The following is a 24,582-nucleotide window of genomic DNA, read 5'->3' on the forward strand; positions in this document are numbered from 1 at the left end:
CGTGAACGCAAGCAGCGATTTGCCCGTAACCCTCGCCGATGTTCAAGCCGCACGGGAATTGCTGCAGGAAATTATTGCCAACACTCCCATTGAAAGCTCCCGTGCCCTGGGACGAATGACCGGCTCCGAGGTTTTCCTCAAGTGTGAAAATTTGCAGCGAGCGGGTTCCTTCAAAGTCCGTGGGGCCTATACGCGCATGGCTCGTCTCTCCGCTGAAGAACGGGCACGCGGAGTGGTGGCGGCATCGGCAGGAAACCATGCCCAAGGCGTGGCGGTCGCTGCTAAGGCGCTCGGTATCAAGTCGCGTATTTATATGCCCGTCGGGGTAGCGCTACCGAAGCTGGCGGCCACGCGCGGCCATGGAGCCGAGGTAGTGCTGCACGGCTATAACGTGGATGAGTCATTAGCGGAGGCTGAAAAGTATGCCACTGAAACGGGCGCAGTCTTTGTCCACCCCTTTAACAACAAGGACGTCATCTCCGGGCAGGGGACCATAGGTCTGGAGATTCTAGATCAGGTCCCCAACGTCGACACCATCATTATGGGTGTTGGCGGTGGGGGGCTGCTGGCCGGGGTATCCGTGGCCGTTAAAGCGAGGGCCAAAGAACTGGGCCGGGAAATCAGGGTCATTGGTGTTCAGGCGGAGAATGCCGCAGCCTACCCGCCTTCTCTGGCAGCCGATGCCTTGGTTCCGCTGAAGAAACTGTCCACAATGGCTGACGGAATAGCTGTGGGCCGGCCCGGTCAACTGCCATTCTCGATCATCCGCGAACTTGTGGACGACGTCGTCACAGTGAGTGAAGACGCGTTGGCACGCGCACTGATCTTCCTCTTAGAACGTTCCAAGATGGTGGTTGAACCGGCAGGAGCCGTGGGCGTTGCGGCGCTCATGGAAGGTAAAATTGAGAATCCCGGCACCACAGTTGTGGTGTTGACGGGAGGCAACATTGACCCGATGCTCATGCTTAAGGTCATCCAGCGAGGCCTGTCTGCGGCCGGGCGTTTCCTCACGGTACGGATCATGCTTAACGACCGCCCTGGCGCTCTGGCAACCATTTCACGCATCATCGCCGAAAACGACGCCAACGTTACTGGCGTGGACCATACCCGCGTAGGTGGGTCTATCTCCATGGGCGATGTTTCCATCACAGTTAATTTGGAAACCAAGGGCCACGAGCATTGTGAACTGGTTCTGACGGCGCTGCGTACCGAGGGCTTCCAACCGATCGTGGTCCACTAGCCCGCGCAAACGGGCAGCCCTCATCGACTGTATTAAAACAACTAACCCGCAGTAGTTGCACAAAAACGGACGTTTTCGTGCAACTACTGCGGGTTAGTTGCTGGGTGCACTAAATTGTTGGGTGCACTGCGCTGGCAGGCGTGCTGTGTCTATCCTTGGTATGGCTTGGCGGAGATGATCTCCACCTCAATCGTTTTGCCATTGGGTGCCAAGTAGCTGACGGACTCGCCCATTTTATGACCCATGATGGAGGCACCAAGCGGAGAGCGTTCACTAAACACTTCAACCTTGGCGGTGCCAACTTCACGGCTACCCAGCAAGAATGTGGTCTCTTCGCCGCCAATGATTGCTACCACGAGCATGCCCTGTTCGACGATGCCGTCGTCGGCAGGTGCATCACCCACATGGGCGTAGCGCAGAAGTTCACTGAGCTGGCGAATACGGGCTTCAATCTTGCCTTGTTCGTCCTTAGCTGCGTGGTAGCCGCCGTTTTCCTTCAGGTCGCCTTCCTGGCGGGCCTGCTCAATCTTGCTGACGATTTCGGCGCGTCCCGGACCGGAGAGCTGAGTCAGCTCTGCTTGGAGGCGGTCAAAAGCTTCCTGAGTCAGCCAGGCAGCAGGGGCGCTGTTAGTGGTAGGCACGAGTTTCTCCTTGAATGTACAAAAAGCAAAGACCCCGCGTGGGCCGTTTCCATGGTGGTTTACGGCTGGCACAGTCACTGGTTAGTGAACGCACCAAGGCACGGAATCAAACAACTGAATCAACCATGGATGACCTAGCGGGGCAAAGGTATTATTCCCAGTTTAGTCAATGAGCCAGATAAACCCAAGAATGGCGCGCGGGCCAGTCATCAGACAGTCTTCAAAGTGGGCTTTACGACACGATCCAACAATTATCTACCACGCCCGTCACGGCTAGCGAGTCGGTGCGAACTTCTCCTCGAACCGTGGTGGTCCGGCCATTTTCACTACCGACGTCGGTGCTGTTTGGGCCGACAGTAATGACGTTCCAGCCCACTATCGCGAACGTGGAATTCAGTGCTTTGACAGCGCATCGGGCAGTGTCCGCAGAGTCTTTAGTGACAGCGATATCCACGGTGACCTGCGTGGAGTCCACCACGTTGTAGCTGAGGATCTTTTGTGTCACGGTCGGTCCGCCGCCGAAGACGACCCACAGTATCCACACTAAGGCTAGGGTGCTGGCAATAACTGTGAGAAGCAGCTTTGCTCTTTTAGACAGTGCTCGCTTGGGTGAGCCATAGCGGTTCGTTACGCTAGAAGCTACTGGAGAATCAGATTTTGTCACTGCATCCACTGGTGTCTTGATCCGCGGTTGCGCCGCGGGCCGGCTGCCCCGCTAGGGGCGTAAGGACATCACAAGTTTAGCGTTTATTCTGGTACTAGATTCCTCTACTTAAATTGCATCAAGAATCGAAGGTAACCACCGTGAGTACTCCTGAAGGGCAGCGAGCCGAGCCTCTGCGTTTGCTGGCCATCCACGCCCACCCCGACGACGAAGCTAGCAAGGGTGCCGCCACAATGGCCTCCTATGCGGCATCGGGTGTGCGCGTCATGGTGGCCACGTGCACAGGGGGTGAACTCGGTGGGATTCAAAATCCTGCAATGATCGGTGACGCGCATTCCGGGCGTGACATGGGAGGTGCCCGCCGAATTGAAATGGCGCGAGCTGCCGCCATTTTGGGAATCGAGCACCAATGGCTCGGTTTTACTGACTCTGGTTTGCCTGAAGGTGACCCACTGCCGGAGCTGCCAGCAAATTGCTTTGCCCTGAAGCCGCTGGAAATTGCAGCAGCACCCCTGGTGCGTTTGGTGCGTCGCTTCCGGCCGCACGTGATTGTGTCCTATGACGAGAACGGTGGTTATCCACACCCGGATCACATCATGGCGCACAAGGTCAGTGTGGAGGCATTCAACGCGGCAGGGGACCCTGCCGCGTACCCCGGCACGGGGGAGGCCTGGACGCCGCAGAAGCTCTACTACGACTTAGCCTTCAACCCCCAGCGATTCAGGGCTCTGCATTACGCTCTTGAGGAAGCGGGCCTAGCCTCACCTTACGCACAACGATTGGCGGCTTGGCTGGAAGCGGACACGGAAGGCCACACGCCGCCAGCAGCAACGAACCCGGCAACCACCAGGGTGGACTGCGGGGACTTCTTTGAAAAGCGCGACGACGCCCTGCGCGCGCACGCAACTCAGGTGGACCCTGAAGGCTTCTTCTTTGCCGTCAGCCCGCAAATGCAACGTAAAGTATGGCCGTGGGAGGACTACTCGTTGGTGAAGTCACACGTTCCCATGAATGTCCCAGAGAACGATCTGTTTGCTGGCCTACGATAGCTAGTGAAAGTCTCCCGCGTGCACCTGGCCCGCGGGGATGAAATGAAAGACGAATTGTGCACTCTTTGATTTTGCTTGCCGAGACGGTTTCCCCGAATCCGCAAATACCTACGCTGCGCCCCGGGCTTTCCGAGGACCAGATCACCCCCGGGCTTTTGGGCTTCGTGATCACGTTTTCCATTGTGATCGTGATGTTCTTTTTGATCCGCGACATGATCAGGCGCGTCCGCCGGGTCCGCTACCGTGCACAGGTGAGCGACGGCGGCGGATCGCACGGCCCACGCGCTGACTATATAGACATCCCGATTATGTCTGATGAGGCAGTGCGAGCCGCGGGTTTCGCGGTTGAAGAAAATTCTCTCCCGAGCAGTAAAAAGCAGGCAGACGCGGGGGATCAGCCAAGCGGGCAAGAGAATGCTAGGCCGACAACCACCGGAACGGGCGCCTCGTCCGGGGACGCCACGCAGAAGAACTAGGGGTTCTTAGATGAATCGGCTTGCTAGCGAACCCAGTGCGTACCTGCGCCAACACGCCAGCAACCCGGTGGACTGGCACCCTTTCGGTGCGGCTGCTTTCGCGCAAGCGCGCGAACGCAATGTCCCCGTCTTCCTTTCAATTGGCTACGCCGCCTGCCATTGGTGCCATGTCATGGCCCGCGAATCCTTTGAAGACCCGCAGGTCGGCGCCTACCTGAGGGAGCACTTTGTCTCCATCAAGGTAGATCGGGAAGAACGCCCCGATGTGGACGACGCGTACATGGCTGCGACCCAGGCCCTGACCGGCCAAGGCGGCTGGCCCATGAGCGTTTTTTTGACCCCATCCGGCCAAGCCTTTTATGCGGGTACTTACTTTCCGCCCCAAGCGAGTCCCGCCAGACCGTCGTTTAGGCAGGTGCTGGCGGCAGTGACCGAGGCTTGGACGGAACGCCCGGAAGAGGTCATGAGCACCGCGAATGCCGTATCGGCAGCGCTTGCGAACCCTGTGTGGAGAGTTCAAAGCGGACACGGACTGACACCCAAGGCCGATCCGGTCATCGATTTTTCCGCGGGTTTAGGTGCCGGGCTTGCCTCGTGTACCAGTGCGGCAGTGCTCGCCATGGCTGATGCCGAGGATCGCCTGCACGGAGGTTTAGGCACTGCCCCGAAATTCCCTCCGACCCCGGCGCTTGAATTCCTAATCCGTCATGCCGCGACGCAGGCGCCGACCGCAGCGGTGGCTCGTGGCCTGGCTGGCAGGACTCTTGGCGCCATGGTGGGCTCAGCATTGTTTGACCAAGTAGCCGGTGGTTTCGCCCGTTACAGCGTCAGCGCGGATTGGTCCTTGCCGCACTACGAAAAGATGCTGTACGACAACGCTGGGCTGTTGCGGGCACTTGTACATTGGGTGCGACTTGTAGAAAGCTCTCCCGGCAGCGTGAATGTAGCGGAGGAGCCCTCATCCGTCTCCAGCGGCACAAGTGCTCTCCGTGCCACACTTTCCGTCGAAGATGCTCGGCGCGCCGCTAAAGAAACCATCGCGTGGCTCTTGGCTGAGCTCAGGCTGCCGGGAGGCGGCTTTGCTTCCTCGCTGGACGCAGACACCGTCATCGATGGCGTACATCACGAGGGGGCAAGTTATCAGTGGACGCGCGAGGAACTAATTTCCGCCGCCTCTGACGCCGCCTCTGATGTCGCGTCTGATTTGGCTGCACTCGGGACAGACGCAGAGCAGGCCGCGTCCGCCGTCGGCGATTTCATGCATATTCCTGCGGCGGGCGCCGGAGCCTTGCACCCGGGCCGGGAGTTGAGCCGAACGGAACGAGCTATATGGAAGACGGTACTTCCGGGGCTGAAGTCACTGCGGGCAAAACGCACGATGCCTGCCCGCGACGAGAAAGTGGTGGCCGCGTGGAACGGGATGCTGTTGAGTGCCCTCGCCGAGGCGGCAATGATTTTAGAGGAGCCGCAGGCGTTGGATGCCGCCCTGGAATTAGCGCACTATCTATGTCAGGTGCATTGGGACGGCAGCGTTTTACTACGAGTCTCGCACGAGGGTCTGGCGCGCGGCATTGAAGGCATGTTGGAGGATTACGCTGCCTGTGCTGATGGTTTTATGGCACTGTATGCGGCCACCGGAGATATGGCATGGTTTGACAGTGCGGGGGCACTTCTGGAGTCCGCTCGGCGCTTTGCCGTGGAGGGGACTCTTATGAACACCGCCGTCGTGGGTGCCGGTCTGGCCCAGGCTCCGGCCGGGGCCCGATTCGCTGATCCATTCGATAATGCCACGGCGAGCCCTGTAGCTATGCTGGCTGGCGCCTTGGTTAGCCATGGCGCCTACACAGGAGCCAGGGAAGACCGTGTCTGGGTTGAGCAACTACTGGGATCCGTGCGGGAGCTAGCTCAGCGGGCGCCTCGTTCTGCTGGTGGGTTGCTGTCGGTCGTTGAAGCGTTGCTGGCAGGGCCCGTGGAAGTTGCGATTGTGGGTGTTCCGGGGGGCGCGTGTGATGCCTTAGTGTCGCAGGCTTGGAAGTCTCCCTCTCCAGGGTTGGTTATTGCTGTGTGGGAGGGCGACGGCGAGGCCCCCGTTGCGCTGATGGAGGGCCGGGGTATCGGATCGGGGAGCAACGAGCAGCCGCTCGCGTACGTTTGCTACAACACGGCCTGCCAGCGTCCCGTGTCTACTGCACCGGAACTGGCAGCACTTTTGGGCTACGACTCGGAGCTCACGTACGATCCCACCGGCCCCGACCGCGGAGCCGAGGACGTCACGTAGCTCCCCACGGGCCCTGTGGTCAGGGCGTCTGTCGTCACGTATGTGCCCGCATGAGCCGAACGCTGCGCCTGGGTGCTCACATACGATCCCGCGGGCGGGACGTTGACCGGAGCCAAGCCCTGTGGGGTGGTGGCTTCAGCTGAGTCGGCGACTAAGAACCGGATGTTCGGATGCGTGAGCGAAAGCGAAAAGCGTTTCAAGAAAATTCCTTAGGATTTAGCGGATCAGGGCAGCACTAATAGCGCCACGTCTGGTGGTGATGAGTGGGTGGATGTTTGTTTCTCACTCCGGCAACGGTGTTGCTAGAGGTGGGTTGCAGGCTAGAGTCGCGCGCCTAGCTGGCGTCGGGGCTTAGTTGACACTTGGAGCACAGTCCCCAGAAGGTAATCTCCGCCGATTGAATTGCGAACCCCTGCAAGTTAGACGGCGTTAGGCACGGGCTTGCACCAATGATGCAGTCAACGTCTTCAACATTTTTGCAGTTGAGGCAAATCACATGATGGTGGTTATCTCCCACCCGTGCCTCATACAGTGCGCTGGAGGCTGCTGGTTCGATTTTTCGGATCAAACCCGCCGTAACCAACGCGCCCAACACGCCGTAAACGGCCTGCAGGGAAGTTTTCGGCAGTGACGTCGCCACAAGCGAAAACACGGTTTCCGCATCAAGGTGTCCACGCTTGGAGAGAACACCAAGAACAGCGACGCGCGGCGCTGTCACTTTCAGCTGGGCGGACCGAAGTCTGCCCTCTAGAACTGCTTGTTGCTCGTCTGCGGCCATGATCCAACACTAACAGTTGTTTTTAGTTATTCAAAACAACTCGTATCTTTGAGATGAGCTGAGCTCCGGTAGCCCCGGAGAGCCTCGGCGAGCCGAGCAAGGTGGGATACGAAGGCAGGCGTTGACATGGCGTACAGCCCGTAGTCGTGCGCCAGTACTTCTAATTAGGCGAAAATCACCAGGATGACGGCGGCAAAGTGCGTTGCGAAGCCAGCTACTGTCAGTGCGTGGAACAGTTCGTGGAAGGCGAAGTGGCGAGCACTAAAATTGGGTCTTTTGATCCCGTAAATGACTGCCCCGGCAATGTAGAAAACGCCGCCTGCGCAGATGAGCAAGGTGGGCAGTGGCCCGGCCTCCCAGAACTGGGGTAAGAAGAAGAGAGCGGTCACGCCCAGCAGAACATATAGGGGGACGTAAAGCCATCGCGGGGCACCCACCCACAGCACTCGGAACAAGACCCCGAGCACGGCTCCAGTCCAGATGAGCCACAGCAGCAACACGGCGGTTGGTCGCGGCAGCATCAGCCAGGACAGTGGAGTGTAGGAGCCGGCAATGACCAGCATGATGTTGCTGTGATCCAACCGCTTCAGGAGCTTTTTGGTGCGCGGCTGCCAGTCAATGCGGTGATAAAGCGCACTGGTGCCAAATAGCATGACGCCGGTGAGGGTGTAAATAGCGACTGTGACTTTGGCGCCAACACCCTCAGCAAGTGAGAGCACAAGCAACCCACCCACAAGTACTAAGGGCGCCATGACAGTGTGAAGCCAGCCTCGCCAGGTGGGTTTTTCCTGGGCTGCCAATGAGCTTGTCATGGCAAAATCATAACGCGCGGACGCCGAGGTTACTCACTGGTAACCATGATCTGGAATCGACAGGACTCCGCTCTGGCGTCGAAGGAGGGCCCCTGAGGGTAACCTAGGACTAGAAAGTTTCCTTCGGCCGTTTGGCCCTGTCCGCAAAGGTTCGGTGCACAGTCATGCGGTTGTTGACCGGGCCCTTGCGGATGCCTAAGTTCCTTTACAGCTACTATGAGCGCAGTCTGAGTAAGTCTCTTGACCTGAGTAGCGTACCGCGGCACATCGGCGTCATGGTCGATGGCAACCGGCGTTGGGCCAAGCAATTCAATGCTCCCACCGGCCACGGACATCAAGCCGGTGCGGATAAAATCCTGGAATTTTTGGGCTGGTGTCAGATCGTTGGTATCAAGGTTGTTACTTTGTACATGCTCTCCACGGATAATATGAGCCGGTCCCCTGAAGAACTTGACGAGCTCATGGGCATCATCGCCAACACCCTTGATCTCTTGGACGCCGACGCCGACATCAGCGTCCACGCCATGGGAGCCCCGGAGTTACTGCCGGAGTATCTGGCCCAGCGGGTATCTTCGCTGACAGCCCGCGTCCCGGCAAAAGAGCGCATCCACGTGAACTTAGCCATTGGCTACGGTGGGCGGCGCGAGATCGTGGACGCAGTGCGGGAACTTTTGCATGATGCCCACTCGGAGGGTCGTACGATCTTGGACGTGGCCGATTCACTCAGTGTCGATGACATCTCCAAGTTCCTGTATACACGCGGCCAGCCAGATCCTGACTTGGTCATCCGGACCTCCGGAGAGCAGCGGCTCTCCGGGTTCCTTATGTGGCAAAGCGCTTACAGCGAGTTTTACTTCTGCGAGGCACTGTGGCCCGCGTTCCGGCGCATCGATTTCCTTCGCGCACTGCGTGACTACGCCGGCCGCAGCCGCCGCTTTGGGGCATAGGCAACATCCTTATGCAGAACCACCGCCGCTCCGAAATGGTCTTGGCAGCAGTTCTTTCTTGCGCTGCCGGATTCGTGGACGCCGTAGGTTTTATCCATCTGGGCGGATATTTTGTCTCCTTCATGAGCGGCAACTCAACCCGGGGCGGAACAGCACTCGCTGAAGGCAATTGGGGCGGGTTCGTGATTGCGTTTGGACTCGTCGGAGCTTTCCTGCTGGGAGTCGTCAGCGCCTCGATCCTGCGCAAGTTCGTCCCGTCCCGCAAACGCATGGCAGTCCTGCTGTACGTCAGCGCGGCCTTGACCGGCGCCGTCGTACTTTTTGATCTGGGTGTCGGCGTCTGGCTGGCACCAGCGGTCATGGCGTTAGCGATGGGCGCCGAAAACGTCATTTTTGAGCGGGACGGCGAAGTTAGCATCGGGCTGACCTACATGACTGGAACGCTGGTGAAGATGGGCCAGCATATGGCCAACGCCATGACCGGCGGTGAAAAGCTGCTTTGGCTTCGGTACGCCGTGTTGTGGGCTTCGCTCACCACAGGCTCAATTGTCGGCGGCTTCGCGTACTTTGCGCTAGATCTGAACGCACTGTGGATCGCAGTGGGCGTTTTGATCTTGGCGGTAGTTTTCAACAACTACGGGCACAGATCCAGCCCACGTCATCCAGCGGTGCGGGTAATTCTCTAACGCCCGCACCGAACCCCAAAATGTTCCCTGGAGTTAATCTTCAGCCATGGCGTGGCGTCACTAAAGCGTTGATATTCGGCGTAGTTTGGGCACAACGGCGGGTAACCCGCCCGGCCGCCATGAACCGAACACCGGGCAGGCAGCAAGCCCGGGGGACTGGAGCTACCATGCTTGAGACCACCAAGACCATCCACGGCCCGAGCGACGCGGATGCCCCTCTTGCCGTTAGGGGAGCACGCGCTTCCGTGCAGGCTTTGCGCAGTTACATCATTGATACCTCGGTCCTGCTCTCAGATCCGCGAGCTATTTTGCGTTTCGCCGAGCATGAAGTGATAGTGCCCATCGTTGTGATCTCAGAACTGGAGTCCAAGCGGCACGACCCCGAACTAGGGTATTTCGCCCGGACAGCCCTGCGCTTGTTGGATGAGTTGCGTGAACTCCACGGCGGTCTAGGTGAGCCTATTGCAATAGGAGAACTCGGTGGAAGTTTCCGGGTGGAGCTCAACCATGTCAGTGCAGATGTGCTGCCTGCGGGGATTCGCGGGAGCGATAATGACTCACGCATCTTGGCGGTCGCGAAAAACCTCGCCAATGAAGGCCGCCAGGTAACGGTGGTGTCCAAAGATCTGCCCATGCGCGTCAAGGCTTCGGCGATGGGTCTAGTCGCCGAAGAGTACCGCAACGAACTGGTCAAAGATTCGGGGTGGACAGGGATTGCCGAACTCGTCATCGCCGAAGCCGAGATGGCTGAGCTATACCAGGGACGTGAGGTCTTGGTGCCGGAAGCATCCATTCTGCCCACCAACACCGGTCTTGTTCTTTCCAGCAGCCGCGGATCAGCTTTGGGCCGGGTGGGCGCCGATCAGCAAGTACGTCTAGTCAAAGGTGACCGTGAGGTCTTTGGCCTGCATGGACGCTCAGCGGAACAACGCCTGGCCCTTGACTTGCTCATGGATCCGGACGTAGGAATCGTTTCCCTCGGCGGGCGTGCCGGGACGGGTAAGAGCGCTTTGGCTTTGTGCGCCGGACTGGAAGCGGTGCTCGAACGCAACGAACACCGCAAGGTAGTGGTCTTTCGGCCCCTGTATGCCGTGGGGGGTCAGGAACTTGGTTATCTGCCGGGTTCTGAATCCGAGAAGATGAATCCGTGGGCTCAGGCAGTCTTTGACACGCTGGGGTCAGTAGTATCCAGCCAGATGATAGACGAGATCATTGAACGTGGATTGTTGGAGGTGCTGCCGCTGACGCACATCCGTGGCCGCTCCCTGCACGATTCCTTTGTGATCGTGGACGAGGCCCAGTCGTTGGAGAAGAACGTACTGCTCACCGTGATGAGCCGAATAGGGCAGAACTCCAAGATTGTACTCACCCACGACGTCGCCCAGCGAGACAACTTGCGTGTGGGACGTCACGACGGTATTGCCGCGGTCGTAGAGACACTCAAGGGGCATCCGCTCTTCGGACATGTGACCCTGACCCGCTCGGAGCGCTCGCCGATTGCCGCGCTCGTGACCGAAATGCTTGAGCGCGCGGAGATCTGAGAACTCTCACCGTTGGTGCGTCTGAACCAATCTCAGGCCGAGGACCGCGTTCTAGTTTCCCAAGTCCCAGGGAATATGAGAGCGCACGTCCGTCAGGCCCATGCTGACCTCGTCGAAAAGGTCGTCAAGCATGTATTCGTCAATCCCTGCCAGCACCATCCAATGTCCTGCCCCGGAGGTGTCGCCGTCAAGGGACTGGCTGGCGACGCACACAGCGGTCTCGAGGTCGATCCGCACGGCTGTGCGCCCCGGGAATAGCAGCGGTGCGGCAGGGAAAAGGGGTTTGTAGGAGGGATTGGTGGTGAGAATGGCCTCGACGGCGGGGCGTCCATGATGCTCGGTCATGGCGACCCCGTCAATCTCGGCCACGTTGGCGTACGGTTTCTCAAACGGAACTGGCCGTTCCCCGGCCAGTTCCACAGGGTCCAGGGCCGAGGCAAAGCGTCCAGAGCCGTAAGCCGGTTCCCCGTAGAGGGCCTCGGGACGGCGCACCACAAAGCCATCGGAGTCCCGCACCGGATTGGCCATAGTTGGCGGGAGCAGCCACGGTTTACGGTTCCCGCTCAAGAAGAGGGAATCCTTTGAATCGTTGATCTTGGTGGTGCTCGCTAGCAACGTGCCATCGAGCGTTTCCACGCGTAGGGCACCAGGACGGCGCACCCAACAGTTCATGTCCATCGCTTCCAAGTCCGACGTCGGGATCCCGGCACCCGTGCGCGCCGCTCGTTGCGCGGTTGAATCCATCCGGTGAAGTTCGAAGCGCAGAGTTTGCCAGCGCCACGGCGAAGACCGGCACAAGTGGCGAAAAGTTGCAGCAGTGAGAGGTTGCCCATTCATATCCACAGCCTACGCTCGGAAGAGCCGAAAGAGGCTGCGCGGCGGACTGCCATGACGTAGCATCACGCTATGGTGACACGGCTGTTGGATCTGTTGGAGGCAGGGATCGTGCCGTTCCTGTGTGCCCTGGCGGCGTTCGTGTATTTGCTATTCATTTCGGTACAGCTAAGCGTCATCGACATCCGCAGCCACACCCTGCCCAACCGGATCGTGCTACCCGCCTACCCTTTCGCCGGTGTGCTACTGGCAGTGTCTGCCATATTGGCGGGATCCTGCGGTCACCTGTGGCGGGCAATGCTCGGAGCATGCGTAGTAGGCGCCCTGTACTGGGTGCTCTGGGCCATCTATCCAGCCGGGATGGGCTTTGGCGACGTCAAGCTGGCCGGTGTTCTGGGACTCTATCTAGGCTTTGTGGGGTGGACCCACGTATTGCTTGGGGTTGCGGGCGGATTCGTTGTCGGCGGACTATGGGGAGTTGCTGTGATCGCTACCCGGCGTGGAACGGTGCGCACACATATTCCATTCGGGCCATCCATGTTGGTGGGGGCATGGGCGGTTTTACTTCTGCTCCCGGCCTGAGGTCTGGCGGCGGATTGGCTCGGCCACGTGGCGGAACCAGGGAGGTAGGCTGGCCGCATGGGATCACCGGAATTCATCGTCAATGTCCGCAAAAAAATCGGCCACGATCCGCTCTGGCTTCCGGGCGTGCGTGGCGTGGTCTTTGACGAAGATTCGCGTGTGCTGCTGGGCAAACGCTCCGACACCGGCGATTGGGCTCTCATCACTGGCATCTTGGAACCTGGGGAAGAGCCCGGCCCCGGGTTGGTCCGCGAAATTTTCGAGGAGACGGCAGTGGTGGCGAGGATCGAACACTTGCTCGGCATCGCCGCCGTCGGACCGGTGACTTTCCCCAATGGCGACGTCTGCGACTTTCTGAATATCGAATTCATCGCCCGGCATATCAGCGGCACCGCATGTGTCAACGACGACGAATCAACGGCAGTGGGTTGGTTCGCGATCGCTGATCTTCCACCACTGCGGCCGGGGCACCTTGACTGTATCCAGCGCGCATTGATGTTCGACGGCGAACCCCGCTTCCAACGCTGACTTGCGGTGAGCGCGGGGCGCGGAGCCGAGCTACATCAGCCAGGTACGCCAGCTCAGCAGCGGGCACTGGCTATGAGTGTGGCGGGGCCGTGGTGCCGTGCCGACGCCGCGCGATCGCCGCCTGTTGCCACCTGCTGATCTGAAGGATGGCTGGCATGAGCCGAACCGACAGGCCAGGTAGCTGATCGAGCAGGCGGACCTGTACACCCCGCCACGCGGGGAGAGCTGTTACCGCTCGTGGCTTGTGCACTACGTCAAGCACCCGCTCCGCAACATCTTCCGGTTTCAGCAGTGCCCCGGAAAAGGAGAGCGACGCGTGAGGGTCCTCGAGCTTGTCATAAAGCATGGGCGTCCACATTCCGTCTGGACACACGCAGCTGATGTTGATGTGGCGGAAGCCGGCGGCACGGAGATCTCCTAGAGCGGAAATACTAAATCCCAGAACGGCGTGCTTGGTTGCAGAATATAAACCTTCACCGGGCACACCCACCAACCCGGCCAGCGAGGCGATATTGACGACATGGCCGTGGGTTGCGGGACGCATGGTTTCCAGAGCAGCCAAGGAACCATTGATAGTTCCATGGGCATTCACCTCGAACATCAGTTGGCGTTGCTCGGGGGTGACGTCCCAGACCGGTCCGGTGTAGAAGACTCCGGCGTTGTTGACCCAGACCTCCAAAGTTCCTGTCCGCTCCACTGTGGAGGCTGCCGCAGCCCGGCATGCTGCTGCGTCCCGGACGTCAAGAGTGGATGCGAAAGCACTGCATGGGCGTCCGTAATGCCCTGGGCTTAGCTGCTCAATCTCGTAGGCCACTGCGGCCGCACGGGCACCATCCACGTCGGTAACATGGACCGTGAACCCATCCAGGGCGAGCCGTATGGCGATCTCCCGCCCGAGCCCCTGACCGGCACCCGTGACTACCGCGCCACCTCGTTCAACGCTGTCTCCAGCTCTCCGGTCCTTCAACAAGCGCATCACTTGGACACCGCCTGGCCTGCTACGAATCGGCGCAGTCCACCGCGCTTTCGTGACCTTGCGCGGGCCCGCCCGCGACGCCGCTCGCGCGCCACTTCCCAGAGGTAACTATCGAAGTCGACCTCCATCGTGTGGCGAGGGGAGGCATAGAACCGGGCAGTGTTCAGCTCTTCCTCCCGTTTCATCAGCTGCCGAATTTGAGCAGCCGCAGGTAGCTCGTAGTGCCCCGAGAGTAGCTCAGCTACCCAGCGCGACTGAACCTCCGCCAGCGGCATCACGGCACCGATTGGCTGGAGCAATCCAATGAAGAAGAGCCCTGGTAATTCCGGGTGAATCGTGCGTTTCCACAAAGGAAGCGCATTGTCCTCAGGTTCCACAAGATGTGGGTCCAGGAATGGAAAGCGGACTCGGTAGCCGGTGGCCCACACGACAAGATCGGCCCGCACCCTTGTTCCGTCAGTAAACACCACCTGCTCGCCGTCGAATCGTTCGATCCCGGGCTTGGGCGTTACGCGCCCGGCACGAAGCGCCGGACGGATCTGTTCGGATTGGACCGGATGAGATTCACCCGGGCGGTGCGCGGGACGGGGGAGGCCGAGTTTAGCGGTGCTGCCGGAGGCCAGGGCGGCCAGTCGCAAGCGCGCCCGGATGGACCACCAAGGCAGCCAGCCCGGTAGCCCAATCTGGTCAGCGGCCCGGCCGAAAAGGATTTTGCGCAGCACCCACTGCCCTCGTCGCTGTGACAGGACAGCACTGTGCGCCACCCAGCCAGCCTCTGAAGCGATGTCGAGAGCTGAGTTTCCTGAGCCGACCACCACGACGTCGAGCCCGCGCAGTTGCTCCCCGGAACGGTAGTCATGGGCATGGATCTGCCAGCCACTAAAACTGCCCGGATACGCCGGCTCAGGCCAGCGAGGGTCCCAGTGGTGCCCGTTGGCGACCATGACGGCGTCGTAATGCAGTCTCCGTAAACCCTCGGGACCGGCGATGGAAACGTCCCATCCACCACTTGCGGGTGACACGGACACCACACGTGTGTTGAAAGTTATCTTGTCCCGGAAACCGAAATGCTCCACGTACGACTCGAAGTAGGCCGCCACCTGGTGGTGCTTGGCATAAGGGGGGCTGTCCGCGGGCATGGGGAAATCGGAGAAGGCCATCCGTGGACAGGAGGTGTTGATCTCGAGCGTCTCGTAGCATGCGGATTGCCCATTTGGGTTTTGATAGACCCAGTTGCCACCGACTACGGAGCCCTGTTCAAAGCAATCGACGGCGAACCCGGCCTGGTAGAGCGTCTTGGTTGCGGTGAGACCAGAGGATCCTGCTCCGATAACGCACACAAGGGGAAGCCCCGGATTGGTGGGGATGGTGGTGGTTGCGGCCAGGGCTAAGTCCCGTTGCCTGACAAGATAGGGCATGTGATGATAATTACATTGAAAATGAATATTTTCAATAGTTAACAGAAACCGTGCGCAGCCGGCGTAGAAGGGTGGGGAGGGAAACGTGGATAGCGCGGAGGTAACCATGGAATCAATGCGTAAACCAGAGGCGGGAAGCCTTTGGCGCGGAACCTCACTGCCCGCACGCGACGCTGCACGGCGGGAGAAGCTGCTGGCAGCTGGACTGGAACTTTTCGGCACAGTTGGCTATCCCGCGACAACTGTTCAGGGACTGTGCCGGGAAGCAGGGGTCTCCTCCCGGTCTTTCTACGACTGCTTCCAAGGCCGTGAGGACGTTCTGCGCGCGCTCTACATCCAGGCCACCGAACAGATGCGGTCCCAGGTGGCTGGATTGTCGGTCAACGACAGCGCGAGCGTGTCTGATCTCCTGCGCCGGGGCGTCCTTGCGGGCGTGGGAGGAATGCTCGAGGATGAACGCCTCGGCCGGGTTTGTGAGATCGAGGCGGTCGGGGTCTCGCCCGGGCTCGAATCGTGCCGACGGGAGCAGAATGCCGGTATCGCCGCGGCCATTGAGGATCTTCTGGCTGAGTCGATGCGGCGGGGCCTCATTCCGTTTTTTGATACGACACTGGTGGGCCTGATGGTTGTCGGCGGGATGAGTGAGGTCCTTCTGGCACATTTGAGCATGCCGGAGGATCAGCGGCGCTCGGGAGAAGAACTTGTTGTGGCAATGGCTCGTGTCATTGGACTCATGATCGCGTCGTAACACGCACTGCATTTTCGTGTGGCGCCGAACCCCCCGGGGGTTTTGCGCATAGTGCACCTGGCGCAAATCTCGGCGCGAGTCTGGCGCCCCGGGAGACAAAAAGTGCCCGGGAGCCCGCGGATCGAGAAAAAACCGAATCCGTTGCTCCCGGGCACCGTTCTTGGCCCAGTTGTGCCTGCTTGTATGGGTGCTTATTTAGGCGCGCGGGTCATGGCCATGACATCCAAACCCGAATCGAGCTGCTCCATGGTCAGTTCTCCGCGCTCCACGAATCCGAGGGCCAGCACTGCCTCGCGGATAGTCAAGCCCTCTTTGATCGCGTGCTTGGCGATCTTGGAGCCGTTCTCGTAACCGATGTACTTATTCAACGGGGTCACGATGGACGGGGATGCCTCGGCCAGGAATCGTGCGCGCTCCACATTCGCAGTGAGCCCGTCAATCATCTTGTCCGCCATGACGTGGGAGGTGTTGGAGAGCAACCGGATGGACTGGAGCAAGTTCGCTGCCATGACAGGGATACCTACGTTGAGCTCAAAGGCCCCATTGGTGGAGGAAAGAGCAATGGTGGTGTCATTGCCAATGACCTGCGCTGCGACCATGATCGCTGCCTCAGAGATCACCGGATTGACCTTACCTGGCATGATCGAAGAACCGGGCTGTAGGTCAGGGATGGAGATTTCGCCCAGTCCGGTGTTTGGACCTGAGCCCAACCAGCGAAGATCGTTGGCGATCTTCATAATCGAATAGGCGATGTTGCGAAGCTGCCCGGAGGCCTCGATCAAACCGTCGCGGTTGGCCTGAGCTTCGAAGTGATTGCGAGCCTCGGTCAACGGCAGCCCGGTGTCCTGAGCCAGCAAGGCAATGACACGCTGCGGGAATCCGGCAGGGGTATTGATGCCGGTGCCCACAGCCGTTCCACCCAAGGGAACCTCAGCAACACGAGGTAGGCAAGATTCAATGCGCTCGATGCCATAGCGTACCTGTGCGGCGTATCCGCCAAATTCTTGTCCCAGGGTGACAGGAGTGGCATCCATGAGATGTGTGCGCCCGGACTTGACCACGTCGGCGAATTCCGCAGCCTTCGCTTCCAGCGAAGTGGCCAGGTGAGCCAGCGCCGGGATCAGGTTGTTGATCAGCGCTGACGTTGCAGCTACGTGCACTGACGTCGGAAAGACGTCGTTGGAAGACTGCGAGGCGTTGACGTGGTCGTTCGGGTGGACGATTTTCGCTGAGCCAGCCGAAGCTAAAGCCTTGTTGGCCAGTGAAGCCAGAACTTCGTTCATGTTCATGTTGGAAGACGTGCCAGAACCGGTCTGGAAAACGTCGATCGGGAAGTCGCCGTCAAACTTTCCGGCAATAACCAGGTCAGCGGCGGCTTCAATGGCGCCAGCCAACTCGGCATCCAAAACACCCAACTCGGCGTTGGTGGTAGCCGCAGCTTTCTTGATGCGGGCCAGCGCCTCAATGTGTGCTGACTCCAGCGTCATACCGGAAATCGGGAAGTTCTCAACAGCGCGCTGCGTCTGTGCGCTATAGAGGGCGTTGCGGGGAACCCGGACCTCGCCCATGGTGTCGTGTTCAATACGGAACTCTTGTGCGGCGTCCGCGGCAGTATCAGTCATGCTTCCACCATATCGCCGCCATGCGCGCACCCAAAAACGTGTGTTTTCAAAACGTGCCGCGGAACAAACAGAAGTTCGACGCCGAAACGGGGGTTCCGGCGTCGAACTTGCCTCTTTGTCTGGCTCGCCTCAGGAGAAGCGCAGCGAGCTACCTTTGCTGGGTTAGCTCCTAGCTGTTAGGCGCTATTCGTTAGGCGGTTATGGAACCGTTGCTGTACACGAGATCGGCGCGACCGTCGTTGAGTCGATATGTCAGACCGACCACCGCAGTTTTCTGCCTGGCCACGGCACTGGCAATGATGGGTGAGTTCTCCACGAGTCTGGCGGCAGTCTGCTTCACGTGCTCTTCCACCATGTCGCCGATGTCGCTGTCCTTGTTCTCGCGCAGGGACGTCAGGACGGACGGGGTGATGCGTTCCACCAGGTCGCGCACAAAGCCAACTGGCATTTCTCCGGTAGCGACAGCGTTCTTTGTGGCCGTCACTGCACCGCAGGAGTCATGGCCCAAGACCACGATGAGGGGAACGTTGAGGTATTCCACCCCGTATTCGATAGAACCCAGGGCGGTGTTATCAATGACGTGTCCTGCAGTTCGCACCACAAAGGCGTCGCCTAAACCAAGGTCAAAGATAATTTCTGCGGCCAGACGGGAGTCCGAGCAGCCGAAAATGATGGCAAACGGGTGCTGGGTGGACAGTAGCGAGGTGCGCCTAGTTGCGTCCTGATTGGGATGCGAGGCACTGCTTTCAACGAAACGGCGGTTGCCCTCCATGAGGGTCTTCCATGCTTCAGTGGGGCTTTGGGGATGATCTAACACTGCATTGATGTTGCCGTCTTCGCCGCCAGTCATTATGGTGTTCCTTTCGTTGTGGACGTGGTGGGGTCTTGCCCCAGTTTCTTGCTCGCGGCGGCCGCAAGGACATCAAATTCCTTGAAATCGGCTGTCCCGGTCAAAATTATGGTGGTTTTGCCGCTGATCAAAATCAGGCTGCGATCCTCTTTAGGTTTATCACGCAGTTCCCATGTAAGCCCTGCAATATTGCGGGTTCCCGTCACAGGAGCGTTCTGCGCCTGGTTGGAAATCCAGGTCGGATTGGCCGTGATTGTTTCCCTCATGGCAATGAAGGTGTTAGCGGAGGTGACAAAACCAACATCCCAAAAAGCCACGCCGTCGGCCCCGGAACCGTTCCAACGCGCATAGTTGGCGGACCAGCCAACCGGCAAGACCGGGGCTGCGGGGGTGAATCCGGCCACGTCTGCGGCATGGCCTGAGATAGCCGCCACATCCACCACTTGGCGGTACGAATCCGCCTTCTGTTGGGGATTGAGCAAAACGACCACCATGACAATGGCGACCGTGGAGAGCATGGCCAGCAGCATGCCGATAACTGAGGCGTTGGCACGTTTTGCTGCCCCGGCGGCTATGACGGGCTTGACAGGGGAATTCTGCGGGGATTCACTCACGCAATCATTATCCCAGAAATACGGGTTCGTTGTTTCGTGCAGGCTTTCCCGCGAGCTCCATTGCGGTAATGCGTCAGAAGAGAAAACAGCTCTCGCGCCGATTCAACTATGATGGATACCGTAGGTGACCATACGGCAGGGGCGTGCACCGTCGCACGCAGCGACCCTATTCCTACTTCGAAGACGAGGTTATTACATGCCTGAAAAAACATCACAACGAGACTTTTCCCAACTGTCTAGTTCGCTCGCGGTGGGCGATGACGAACCGGACCGGAATCTAGCACTTGAGCTGGTGCGTGTGACCGAGGCGGCAGCAATTGCCGGCGGGCACTGGGTCGGTTTTGGTGAAAAGAACCTGGCCGACGGCGCTGCGGTGGATGCTATGCGCTCTCTTCTTTCCACCGTCCACTTCAACGGTGTTGTGGTCATTGGCGAAGGCGAAAAAGACGAAGCTCCCATGCTCTTTAACGGCGAAGTGGTTGGTGACGGTTCCGGCCCCGAGTGCGACGTCGCGGTGGACCCAATCGATGGAACACGCCTGACGGCGATGGGTATCAACAATGCGCTGGCAGTGCTGGCTGTAGCCGAACGCGGCACCATGTTTGACCCGTCAGCCGTGTTCTACATGGAAAAGCTGGTCACCGGACCGGAAGCCGCCGACATGGTGGACTTGCGTCTGCCGGTCAAGCAGAACCTGCACCTGATCGCTAAGGCCAAGGGCGTGAAGGTCAACCAGCTCACCGTCATGGTGCTGGACCGTGACCGCCACCAGCCGCTGATCCAGGAGATTCGTGACGCTGGTGCTCGCACAAAGATCATCCTTGACGGTGATGTGGCCGGCGCAATTGCTGCGGCGCGTCCCGGGAGTGGTGTGGATGCTCTGATGGGCATTGGCGGAACCCCCGAAGGTATTGTGGCCGCGTGTGCCATCAAGACCCTCGGCGGCGTCATTCAGGGCCGTTTGTGGCCCACGAGTGACGACGAAAAGCAGAAGGCGCTCGACGCCGGCCATGACTTGGACCGGGTGCTCTCAACGAACGACTTGGTCACCAGCGACAACTGCTATTTCGCTGCAACCGGCATCACCGATGGTGATCTGCTGCGCGGTGTTCGTTACGACAAAGGGCGCGTTCTTACCCAGTCGATCGTGATGCGTTCGAAGTCCGGAACGATTCGTTTCGTGGATGGTGAGCACCAGGCACACAAGTGGGAGACGTACGCTCGCCGCCCCTGATTGAGAGGATGTGAGTGTGCGGCTGCGGCTCTGGCTGCCGGCGACTGTCCCTAGTCTCTGGCAGCTCGACGACGGTGCGCAGCCGTGCGAACTGCGCCAAGTATGGTCCGCACGTTTGTGCGGACCATACGGGCCAGACCATAAGCGCGGTACATGCCCTTGTTGACGGGTAGGTCCCACGTTCCCGGATAGAGAACCTCGGCACCCCCAAAAGAGCGTTTGAACCGGGAGAAGCCGGCCCACGGGTGCTCTGGTTCGTCTTCTGGGCTCACCCCCCACATGTCAAAGAACTTCATTCCGGAATTTTTGGCGTCGAGCATCATGGTCACCAGCAGGGGGATGCCTGCATTGAGTTTTCTGTGGGCATCAGATGCGGCGGCATGTGCGTATACCCGGGTGTCTGCTGTGTCATAAGACAATGCTGCCGCGATTGGTTTCCCGTCAAGGTGCGCAATGAACAGCTTTGCGGCCCCGGCAGGCATGAGGGTGGCCGCAGCCGCGCCAAGGTATGCATCTGTTTGGGCTGTGAAGTCGGCCCGGCCGGCCACATCGTGTAAAAAGCCCAGCAAGATGGGCAGATCAGCCGGGTCTGTTGAGGACGTGAACGTGACGCCCTTCTTGTGAATATTGCGGAACAGGTTCCGGCTGGTGCTGCGCATGCCAGCCAATAATTCCTCGCGGGAGAGCGTGAGGTCCACCAGCCAGGACAGGTGAGGCTGGATGTCTTTTGGCGCCCTGACCAATCCGGCCGCGTGCAGGTGGGCCGCTGGGCTGTCCGTCATGGTGTTGCTTGTGTGCGAGCCGGGATCACTTTGCTGCCTTGCGGGGTCCGGTGTCGGCAAAGCTGCGGAGACCGGCTCAATTCTGACGTAATGGCAGTGATGCTCCTGGGCAAGGGTGCGTAGAGCCGTCAGGGCTTCACTAAAACCATGAGCATCCGTGGCACACGGCCCATAAGGGACGTAAAGATACGTGCCCAAGGATGTCTTTTCCTCGATGGCAACGAACTGCCAGCCGGCCCCGCTGCCCTCATGCACCCGTTTGCCGAGAGTCCGCTGGAACTGCGCCCAGAGGGGCGTCTGAAGAATCGGAATCATGCGCTGACCGAGGCCGTCTGCTCCGCTGGGCGGGCTGGTGCAACCGTGACGGCAAAAACCACCGCGGGCGATGATCCTGCCAAAGGATGCACCATGAGCGGATTCTCTGTGGCCGGGACAAACACCGAGTCGCCACGGGAGAGCACCATGTCCGCGCGGGGGGAATCCAGCACTACCGAGCCTGCGATTGCAATTACCAGCAGTGGACCATTTTGCACCAGCGGCACGGGGTTATCACCGTCTGAGATCTCTACTCGCTGTAAAACAAATTCGACAAACGGCGGCTCCCAAACATGCTGACCCAACTCGGTGGAGCGGGTCGGGACGAATGGCACAGCCGTCGGAGTGAAATCGACGGTTTCCATCAGTTCGGCAACGTCTACGTGCTTTGTCGTCAGGCCCCCACGCAGCACATTGTCTGATGACGCCATGACTTCTAGTCCCAGCCCACAAAGGTACGCATGGATATTTCCGGCGGGAAGGTAGATGGCTTCCCCGGCGGTAAGAGAGACACGGTTCAGTAGCAATGAAATCAGCACGCCCGGGTCGCCCGGATACTGCTGGGCAAGTTCGACGACGGTGCTCAACGCCGGATCCAGCCCGGCGTCGTTCTTGCTTGCCTGGGCGCTGGCCAAAAGTGCGCTCGCAGCGAGATCGACCAGCTCGGACGCGCTCTGCCCGGCGCCGATCAACGCAGCGAAAGCCTTGCGGATGATATCTGGTTCAACCATGCGCGAGTCCAGGGTGGATATCACTGTGGAGAGTAATGCGGGAATCGGTTCGCCGGTGGCGCCAATGGCGTCTCGTACGGCGCGGAAGAGCTCGCTTGACTCGGCACATGGGCGGAACCCGCACAGAGCTTCAAATGATGTGAGCGCAAAGAGCATTTCCGGCTTGTGGTTGGTGTCTTTGTAATTACGGTGGGCTGCGTCGTGTGGAACACCGGCCGCCTCTTCCTGGGCAAAGCGGTTGCGGGCGCGCTCCACAGTAGGGTGCACCTGCAAAGATAACGCAGTCTGGGCCGCCAGGAGTTTGGCCAAAAACGGCAGCTTCGAATCGAAGTCTTTGGCCACATCCGTCCCAAGCATGGCTACTGGGTGCGCGGCAATGAGCGCATCCAAGGGCACCGGGCCCTGCGAAGTTTGCGCCAAGGATGGGGAGTCAGGGTGCGCTCCCATCCACAATTCCGCTTCGGGGCCGCCACTGGGCGTGGTTCCTAGCAGTCCCGAAATTGCGGTGGTGGATCCCCACGCATAATCGCGCATGACGTTAGTGAGCGAAAACATTGTCTCTCCCTGTGGTGGTTGGAGGCATTACATGCCCGTAACGAGCCGGTTAGCGCAGACGCTTGTGACTATCAGTTTGCCGAACAGGTCCCGTTGTTGGCCAAAAGAGAGGTGAGCATTACATCGTCGCCATTGATGGCCAGTTGTTGGAGGTATTCTTCGGTGACTGGCGGGGCAGCAGGAGCAGCTGGTGCGGCTGGAGCAGCGCCAGCCCCAGCGTCAGGGGCGCTGGAACCGGGAGCTCCCGAGTCGGGGGCGGCCGAACCGGCGGTGCCCGTATCCGGTGCCGCTTGCGCGGGTGCCGGCGGATTGAGCAGATCCTGGACGCGCTTGTGGATGACGCCGAAATCGGGGTACGTGGAGAACTCGATCGGGAAATCGGGCGGGCCGATTGTCAATCGTGACAGCTCGTGACTCTTGGCCTTGATGGCGAGAGATACAAAACTACCCAACTGTCCTGCGGGGAGATCGGATTCTATGACCTTGGTGCCGGCATCAGCGATCGCATTGAACTTTGTCAGCACGGTGGCAGGGTCCATTTGTGCCAGCAACGCAGACTGGATGCACTGTTGGCGTTGGCTGCGAGAGTATTCAAGCACCCACTGGCGTGAACGGGCATACCAGAGCGCCTGATAACCGTTGAGTTTGTGCACTCCAGGAGAGATCCACCCGGTGGGTGGCAAATGGTTTCCAGTACCCGTAGGGTCGTCGCCACTGATGGGAACCCAACCACCCGCGTTGATGGTGACTCCGCCCAACGCGTCAATCAGCGAGGAGAACCCGGCCATATCCACCAGTACATAGCCTTGGATTTTCAAGCCAAGGATGCCGCCGGCAGCATCCATCATGGCCGCCGCTCCAGGATCAGATGCCTTGGGATAGAGGGCTGCGTGATTGTCAGTGACGTCCGTGTAAAGGAAATTGATGATGCAGTTGTCGCCACAGTTGTAGCCGTCAGGGTAGACACTCCACAGTGGAGAGTCCTTGGAGAACTGTGCATTTTGTAAGTTGCGGGGAATGCTGATGGTGGCGGATTGGCCTGTCTTAGCATCCACACTGACCACAACAATCGAGTCTGGACGCCGCCCCGAACGGTTAGCGCCGGCGTCGCCGCCCATCACCAAGAAGTTGTAGCGACCGTCCACAGGCGCCATATCAGGTCCACTAGCGAAGATGCTGGTGATGGCGTTTCGACCAGAATTGACCAGAAATGCTCCATAGCCCAGAGATCCAGTCGTCAAGACCATTAGCACTACCAAGGACCCACCGACCACGGCGCGCATTCCCGGAGCCAACAGGGCCAGGCGCAGGATGATCAGCGTGTTGATGAACAGCACTGCCCAGCCAACAGCGACGACTATGGCGGCCACAATGAGCAAAAATGACGTCCACGGGTTGGTGAAGAGGTTCAGCAATGCCTCGCGGTTGAAAACGGCCAAGGCGACGGCGGCGACAACCATCAACCATACGACGAACGTGCAGCGCAAGGCCAAGCGTCCCAGCCGTTTGTTTCCGGCGACGATCTGGGCGCTCCCAGGCAGGACGAGGGTCAGCAGCAGGAGTATCCAGGCTCGTTTGGAGCGTAAAGGTGCGGATGCTGACTCCGGGTACCTGATCGGGTTGGTCAGGACAGGCGCACGATTAGAGGCACGGGAGACTTTAGGGCTGCTGAAACTCATGG

The 24,582-nt window shown here is 59.5% G+C and carries 24 protein-coding genes; 11 read left to right on the forward strand and 13 right to left on the reverse strand.

Going from position 1 to position 24,582, the window contains the following annotated elements; translation table 11 throughout:
• Window position 1 precedes the first annotated feature (1 nt).
• Complete coding sequence (ilvA, locus tag LOH53_RS01200; protein WP_230065892.1) at window positions 2-1,240, forward strand: threonine ammonia-lyase; 1,239 nt, start codon at window positions 2-4, stop codon at window positions 1,238-1,240.
• A 149-nt stretch (window positions 1,241-1,389) separates the two neighbouring features.
• On the opposite strand, the gene greA is transcribed toward ilvA, so the two are convergent.
• Window positions 1,390-1,881 (reverse strand): transcription elongation factor GreA, encoded by a 492-nt coding sequence (greA, locus tag LOH53_RS01205; protein WP_230065893.1) that lies wholly within the window; start codon window positions 1,879-1,881, stop codon window positions 1,390-1,392.
• 232 nt (window positions 1,882-2,113) lie between these two features.
• On the reverse strand, window positions 2,114-2,545 hold the full coding sequence (locus tag LOH53_RS01210) for a DUF4307 domain-containing protein (RefSeq protein ID WP_230065894.1): 432 nt from the start codon (window positions 2,543-2,545) through the stop codon (window positions 2,114-2,116).
• Between the two features lie 140 nt (window positions 2,546-2,685).
• Here LOH53_RS01210 and mca point away from each other — a divergent pair, with 140 nt between their 5' ends.
• From mca to LOH53_RS01225, 3 genes are read left to right on the forward strand one after another with little or no spacing between them, the layout of a single operon-like run.
• Window positions 2,686-3,594 (forward strand): mycothiol conjugate amidase Mca, encoded by a 909-nt coding sequence (gene mca / locus LOH53_RS01215; protein ID WP_230065895.1) that lies wholly within the window; start codon window positions 2,686-2,688, stop codon window positions 3,592-3,594.
• Window positions 3,595-3,650: 56 nt separating this feature from the next.
• On the forward strand, window positions 3,651-4,070 hold the full coding sequence (locus tag LOH53_RS16750) for a hypothetical protein (protein WP_326832718.1): 420 nt from the start codon (window positions 3,651-3,653) through the stop codon (window positions 4,068-4,070).
• A 10-nt stretch (window positions 4,071-4,080) separates the two neighbouring features.
• Window positions 4,081-6,348, forward strand: a complete 2,268-nt coding sequence (locus LOH53_RS01225) for a thioredoxin domain-containing protein (RefSeq protein ID WP_230065896.1) — start codon at window positions 4,081-4,083, stop codon at window positions 6,346-6,348.
• Between the two features lie 334 nt (window positions 6,349-6,682).
• Here LOH53_RS01225 and LOH53_RS01230 read toward each other — a convergent pair whose 3' ends face one another.
• Together LOH53_RS01230 and trhA are read right to left on the reverse strand one after the other, a co-directional pair.
• Window positions 6,683-7,126 carry a Fur family transcriptional regulator gene (locus LOH53_RS01230; RefSeq protein WP_230065897.1) on the reverse strand — a complete coding sequence of 148 codons (444 nt, stop codon included), beginning with the start codon at window positions 7,124-7,126 and terminating at the stop codon, window positions 6,683-6,685.
• A 164-nt stretch (window positions 7,127-7,290) separates the two neighbouring features.
• A complete protein-coding gene (trhA, locus tag LOH53_RS01235; protein ID WP_230065898.1) occupies window positions 7,291-7,938 on the reverse strand; it encodes a PAQR family membrane homeostasis protein TrhA in 648 nt (215 codons plus the stop codon).
• 164 nt (window positions 7,939-8,102) lie between these two features.
• Here trhA and LOH53_RS01240 point away from each other — a divergent pair, with 164 nt between their 5' ends.
• From LOH53_RS01240 to LOH53_RS01250, 3 genes are all read left to right on the forward strand, one after another.
• Window positions 8,103-8,885, forward strand: coding sequence for an isoprenyl transferase (locus LOH53_RS01240; RefSeq protein ID WP_230065899.1), 783 nt, complete (start codon window positions 8,103-8,105; stop codon window positions 8,883-8,885).
• 11 nt (window positions 8,886-8,896) lie between these two features.
• Window positions 8,897-9,571 (forward strand): YoaK family protein, encoded by a 675-nt coding sequence (locus tag LOH53_RS01245; RefSeq protein WP_230065900.1) that lies wholly within the window; start codon window positions 8,897-8,899, stop codon window positions 9,569-9,571.
• A 167-nt stretch (window positions 9,572-9,738) separates the two neighbouring features.
• On the forward strand, window positions 9,739-11,112 hold the full coding sequence (locus tag LOH53_RS01250) for a PhoH family protein (protein WP_230065901.1): 1,374 nt from the start codon (window positions 9,739-9,741) through the stop codon (window positions 11,110-11,112).
• 51 nt (window positions 11,113-11,163) lie between these two features.
• Here LOH53_RS01250 and LOH53_RS01255 read toward each other — a convergent pair whose 3' ends face one another.
• The gene (locus LOH53_RS01255) at window positions 11,164-11,949 is read right to left on the reverse strand and encodes a hypothetical protein (RefSeq protein WP_230065902.1); all 786 of its coding nucleotides are present in this window, start codon (window positions 11,947-11,949) and stop codon (window positions 11,164-11,166) included.
• Between the two features lie 69 nt (window positions 11,950-12,018).
• Here LOH53_RS01255 and LOH53_RS01260 point away from each other — a divergent pair, with 69 nt between their 5' ends.
• Together LOH53_RS01260 and LOH53_RS01265 are read left to right on the forward strand one after the other, a co-directional pair.
• Entirely contained in the window at window positions 12,019-12,528 is a 510-nt protein-coding gene (locus LOH53_RS01260; protein ID WP_230065903.1) for a prepilin peptidase, read from the forward strand.
• Between the two features lie 57 nt (window positions 12,529-12,585).
• On the forward strand, window positions 12,586-13,056 hold the full coding sequence (locus LOH53_RS01265) for an NUDIX hydrolase (RefSeq protein ID WP_230065904.1): 471 nt from the start codon (window positions 12,586-12,588) through the stop codon (window positions 13,054-13,056).
• Between the two features lie 70 nt (window positions 13,057-13,126).
• Here LOH53_RS01265 and LOH53_RS01270 read toward each other — a convergent pair whose 3' ends face one another.
• Both LOH53_RS01270 and LOH53_RS01275 read right to left on the reverse strand, forming a co-directional pair.
• Entirely contained in the window at window positions 13,127-14,032 is a 906-nt protein-coding gene (locus tag LOH53_RS01270) for an SDR family NAD(P)-dependent oxidoreductase (RefSeq protein ID WP_230066216.1), read from the reverse strand.
• On the reverse strand, window positions 14,032-15,450 hold the full coding sequence (locus LOH53_RS01275; protein WP_230065905.1) for a flavin-containing monooxygenase: 1,419 nt from the start codon (window positions 15,448-15,450) through the stop codon (window positions 14,032-14,034). The genes LOH53_RS01270 and LOH53_RS01275 overlap by 1 nt, the downstream gene beginning before the upstream one ends.
• Before the next feature lie 85 nt (window positions 15,451-15,535).
• Here LOH53_RS01275 and LOH53_RS01280 point away from each other — a divergent pair, with 85 nt between their 5' ends.
• Window positions 15,536-16,198 carry a TetR/AcrR family transcriptional regulator gene (locus LOH53_RS01280; RefSeq protein WP_230065906.1) on the forward strand — a complete coding sequence of 221 codons (663 nt, stop codon included), beginning with the start codon at window positions 15,536-15,538 and terminating at the stop codon, window positions 16,196-16,198.
• Between the two features lie 191 nt (window positions 16,199-16,389).
• Here LOH53_RS01280 and LOH53_RS01285 read toward each other — a convergent pair whose 3' ends face one another.
• The 3 genes from LOH53_RS01285 to LOH53_RS01295 all read right to left on the reverse strand — a co-directional run bounded on the left by LOH53_RS01285 (window position 16,390) and on the right by LOH53_RS01295 (window position 19,284).
• Window positions 16,390-17,820 carry a class II fumarate hydratase gene (locus LOH53_RS01285; protein ID WP_230065907.1) on the reverse strand — a complete coding sequence of 477 codons (1,431 nt, stop codon included), beginning with the start codon at window positions 17,818-17,820 and terminating at the stop codon, window positions 16,390-16,392.
• A 190-nt stretch (window positions 17,821-18,010) separates the two neighbouring features.
• A complete protein-coding gene (locus tag LOH53_RS01290; protein ID WP_230065908.1) occupies window positions 18,011-18,670 on the reverse strand; it encodes a carbonic anhydrase in 660 nt (219 codons plus the stop codon).
• Window positions 18,670-19,284 carry a DUF4245 domain-containing protein gene (locus LOH53_RS01295; protein WP_230065909.1) on the reverse strand — a complete coding sequence of 205 codons (615 nt, stop codon included), beginning with the start codon at window positions 19,282-19,284 and terminating at the stop codon, window positions 18,670-18,672. The genes LOH53_RS01290 and LOH53_RS01295 overlap by 1 nt, the downstream gene beginning before the upstream one ends.
• Window positions 19,285-19,480: 196 nt before the next feature.
• Here LOH53_RS01295 and glpX point away from each other — a divergent pair, with 196 nt between their 5' ends.
• A complete protein-coding gene (gene glpX, locus LOH53_RS01300; RefSeq protein WP_230065910.1) occupies window positions 19,481-20,518 on the forward strand; it encodes a class II fructose-bisphosphatase in 1,038 nt (345 codons plus the stop codon).
• 50 nt (window positions 20,519-20,568) lie between these two features.
• Here the strand turns inward: glpX and LOH53_RS01305 are convergent, their stop codons facing one another.
• From LOH53_RS01305 to LOH53_RS01315, 3 genes are all read right to left on the reverse strand, one after another.
• The gene (locus tag LOH53_RS01305; protein ID WP_230065911.1) at window positions 20,569-21,615 is read right to left on the reverse strand and encodes a lipid II:glycine glycyltransferase FemX; all 1,047 of its coding nucleotides are present in this window, start codon (window positions 21,613-21,615) and stop codon (window positions 20,569-20,571) included.
• The gene (gene manA, locus LOH53_RS01310; protein WP_230065912.1) at window positions 21,612-22,901 is read right to left on the reverse strand and encodes a mannose-6-phosphate isomerase, class I; all 1,290 of its coding nucleotides are present in this window, start codon (window positions 22,899-22,901) and stop codon (window positions 21,612-21,614) included. Before manA ends, LOH53_RS01305 begins: the two co-directional genes overlap by 4 nt.
• A 71-nt stretch (window positions 22,902-22,972) precedes the next feature.
• Complete coding sequence (locus LOH53_RS01315) at window positions 22,973-24,580, reverse strand: LCP family protein (protein WP_230065913.1); 1,608 nt, start codon at window positions 24,578-24,580, stop codon at window positions 22,973-22,975.
• Between the last annotated feature and the right edge of the window lie 2 nt (window positions 24,581-24,582).

Source organism: Arthrobacter cryoconiti (genome assembly GCF_020905375.1).
In the GTDB taxonomy this organism is placed as follows: Bacteria; Actinomycetota; Actinomycetes; order Actinomycetales; family Micrococcaceae; genus Specibacter; species Specibacter cryoconiti.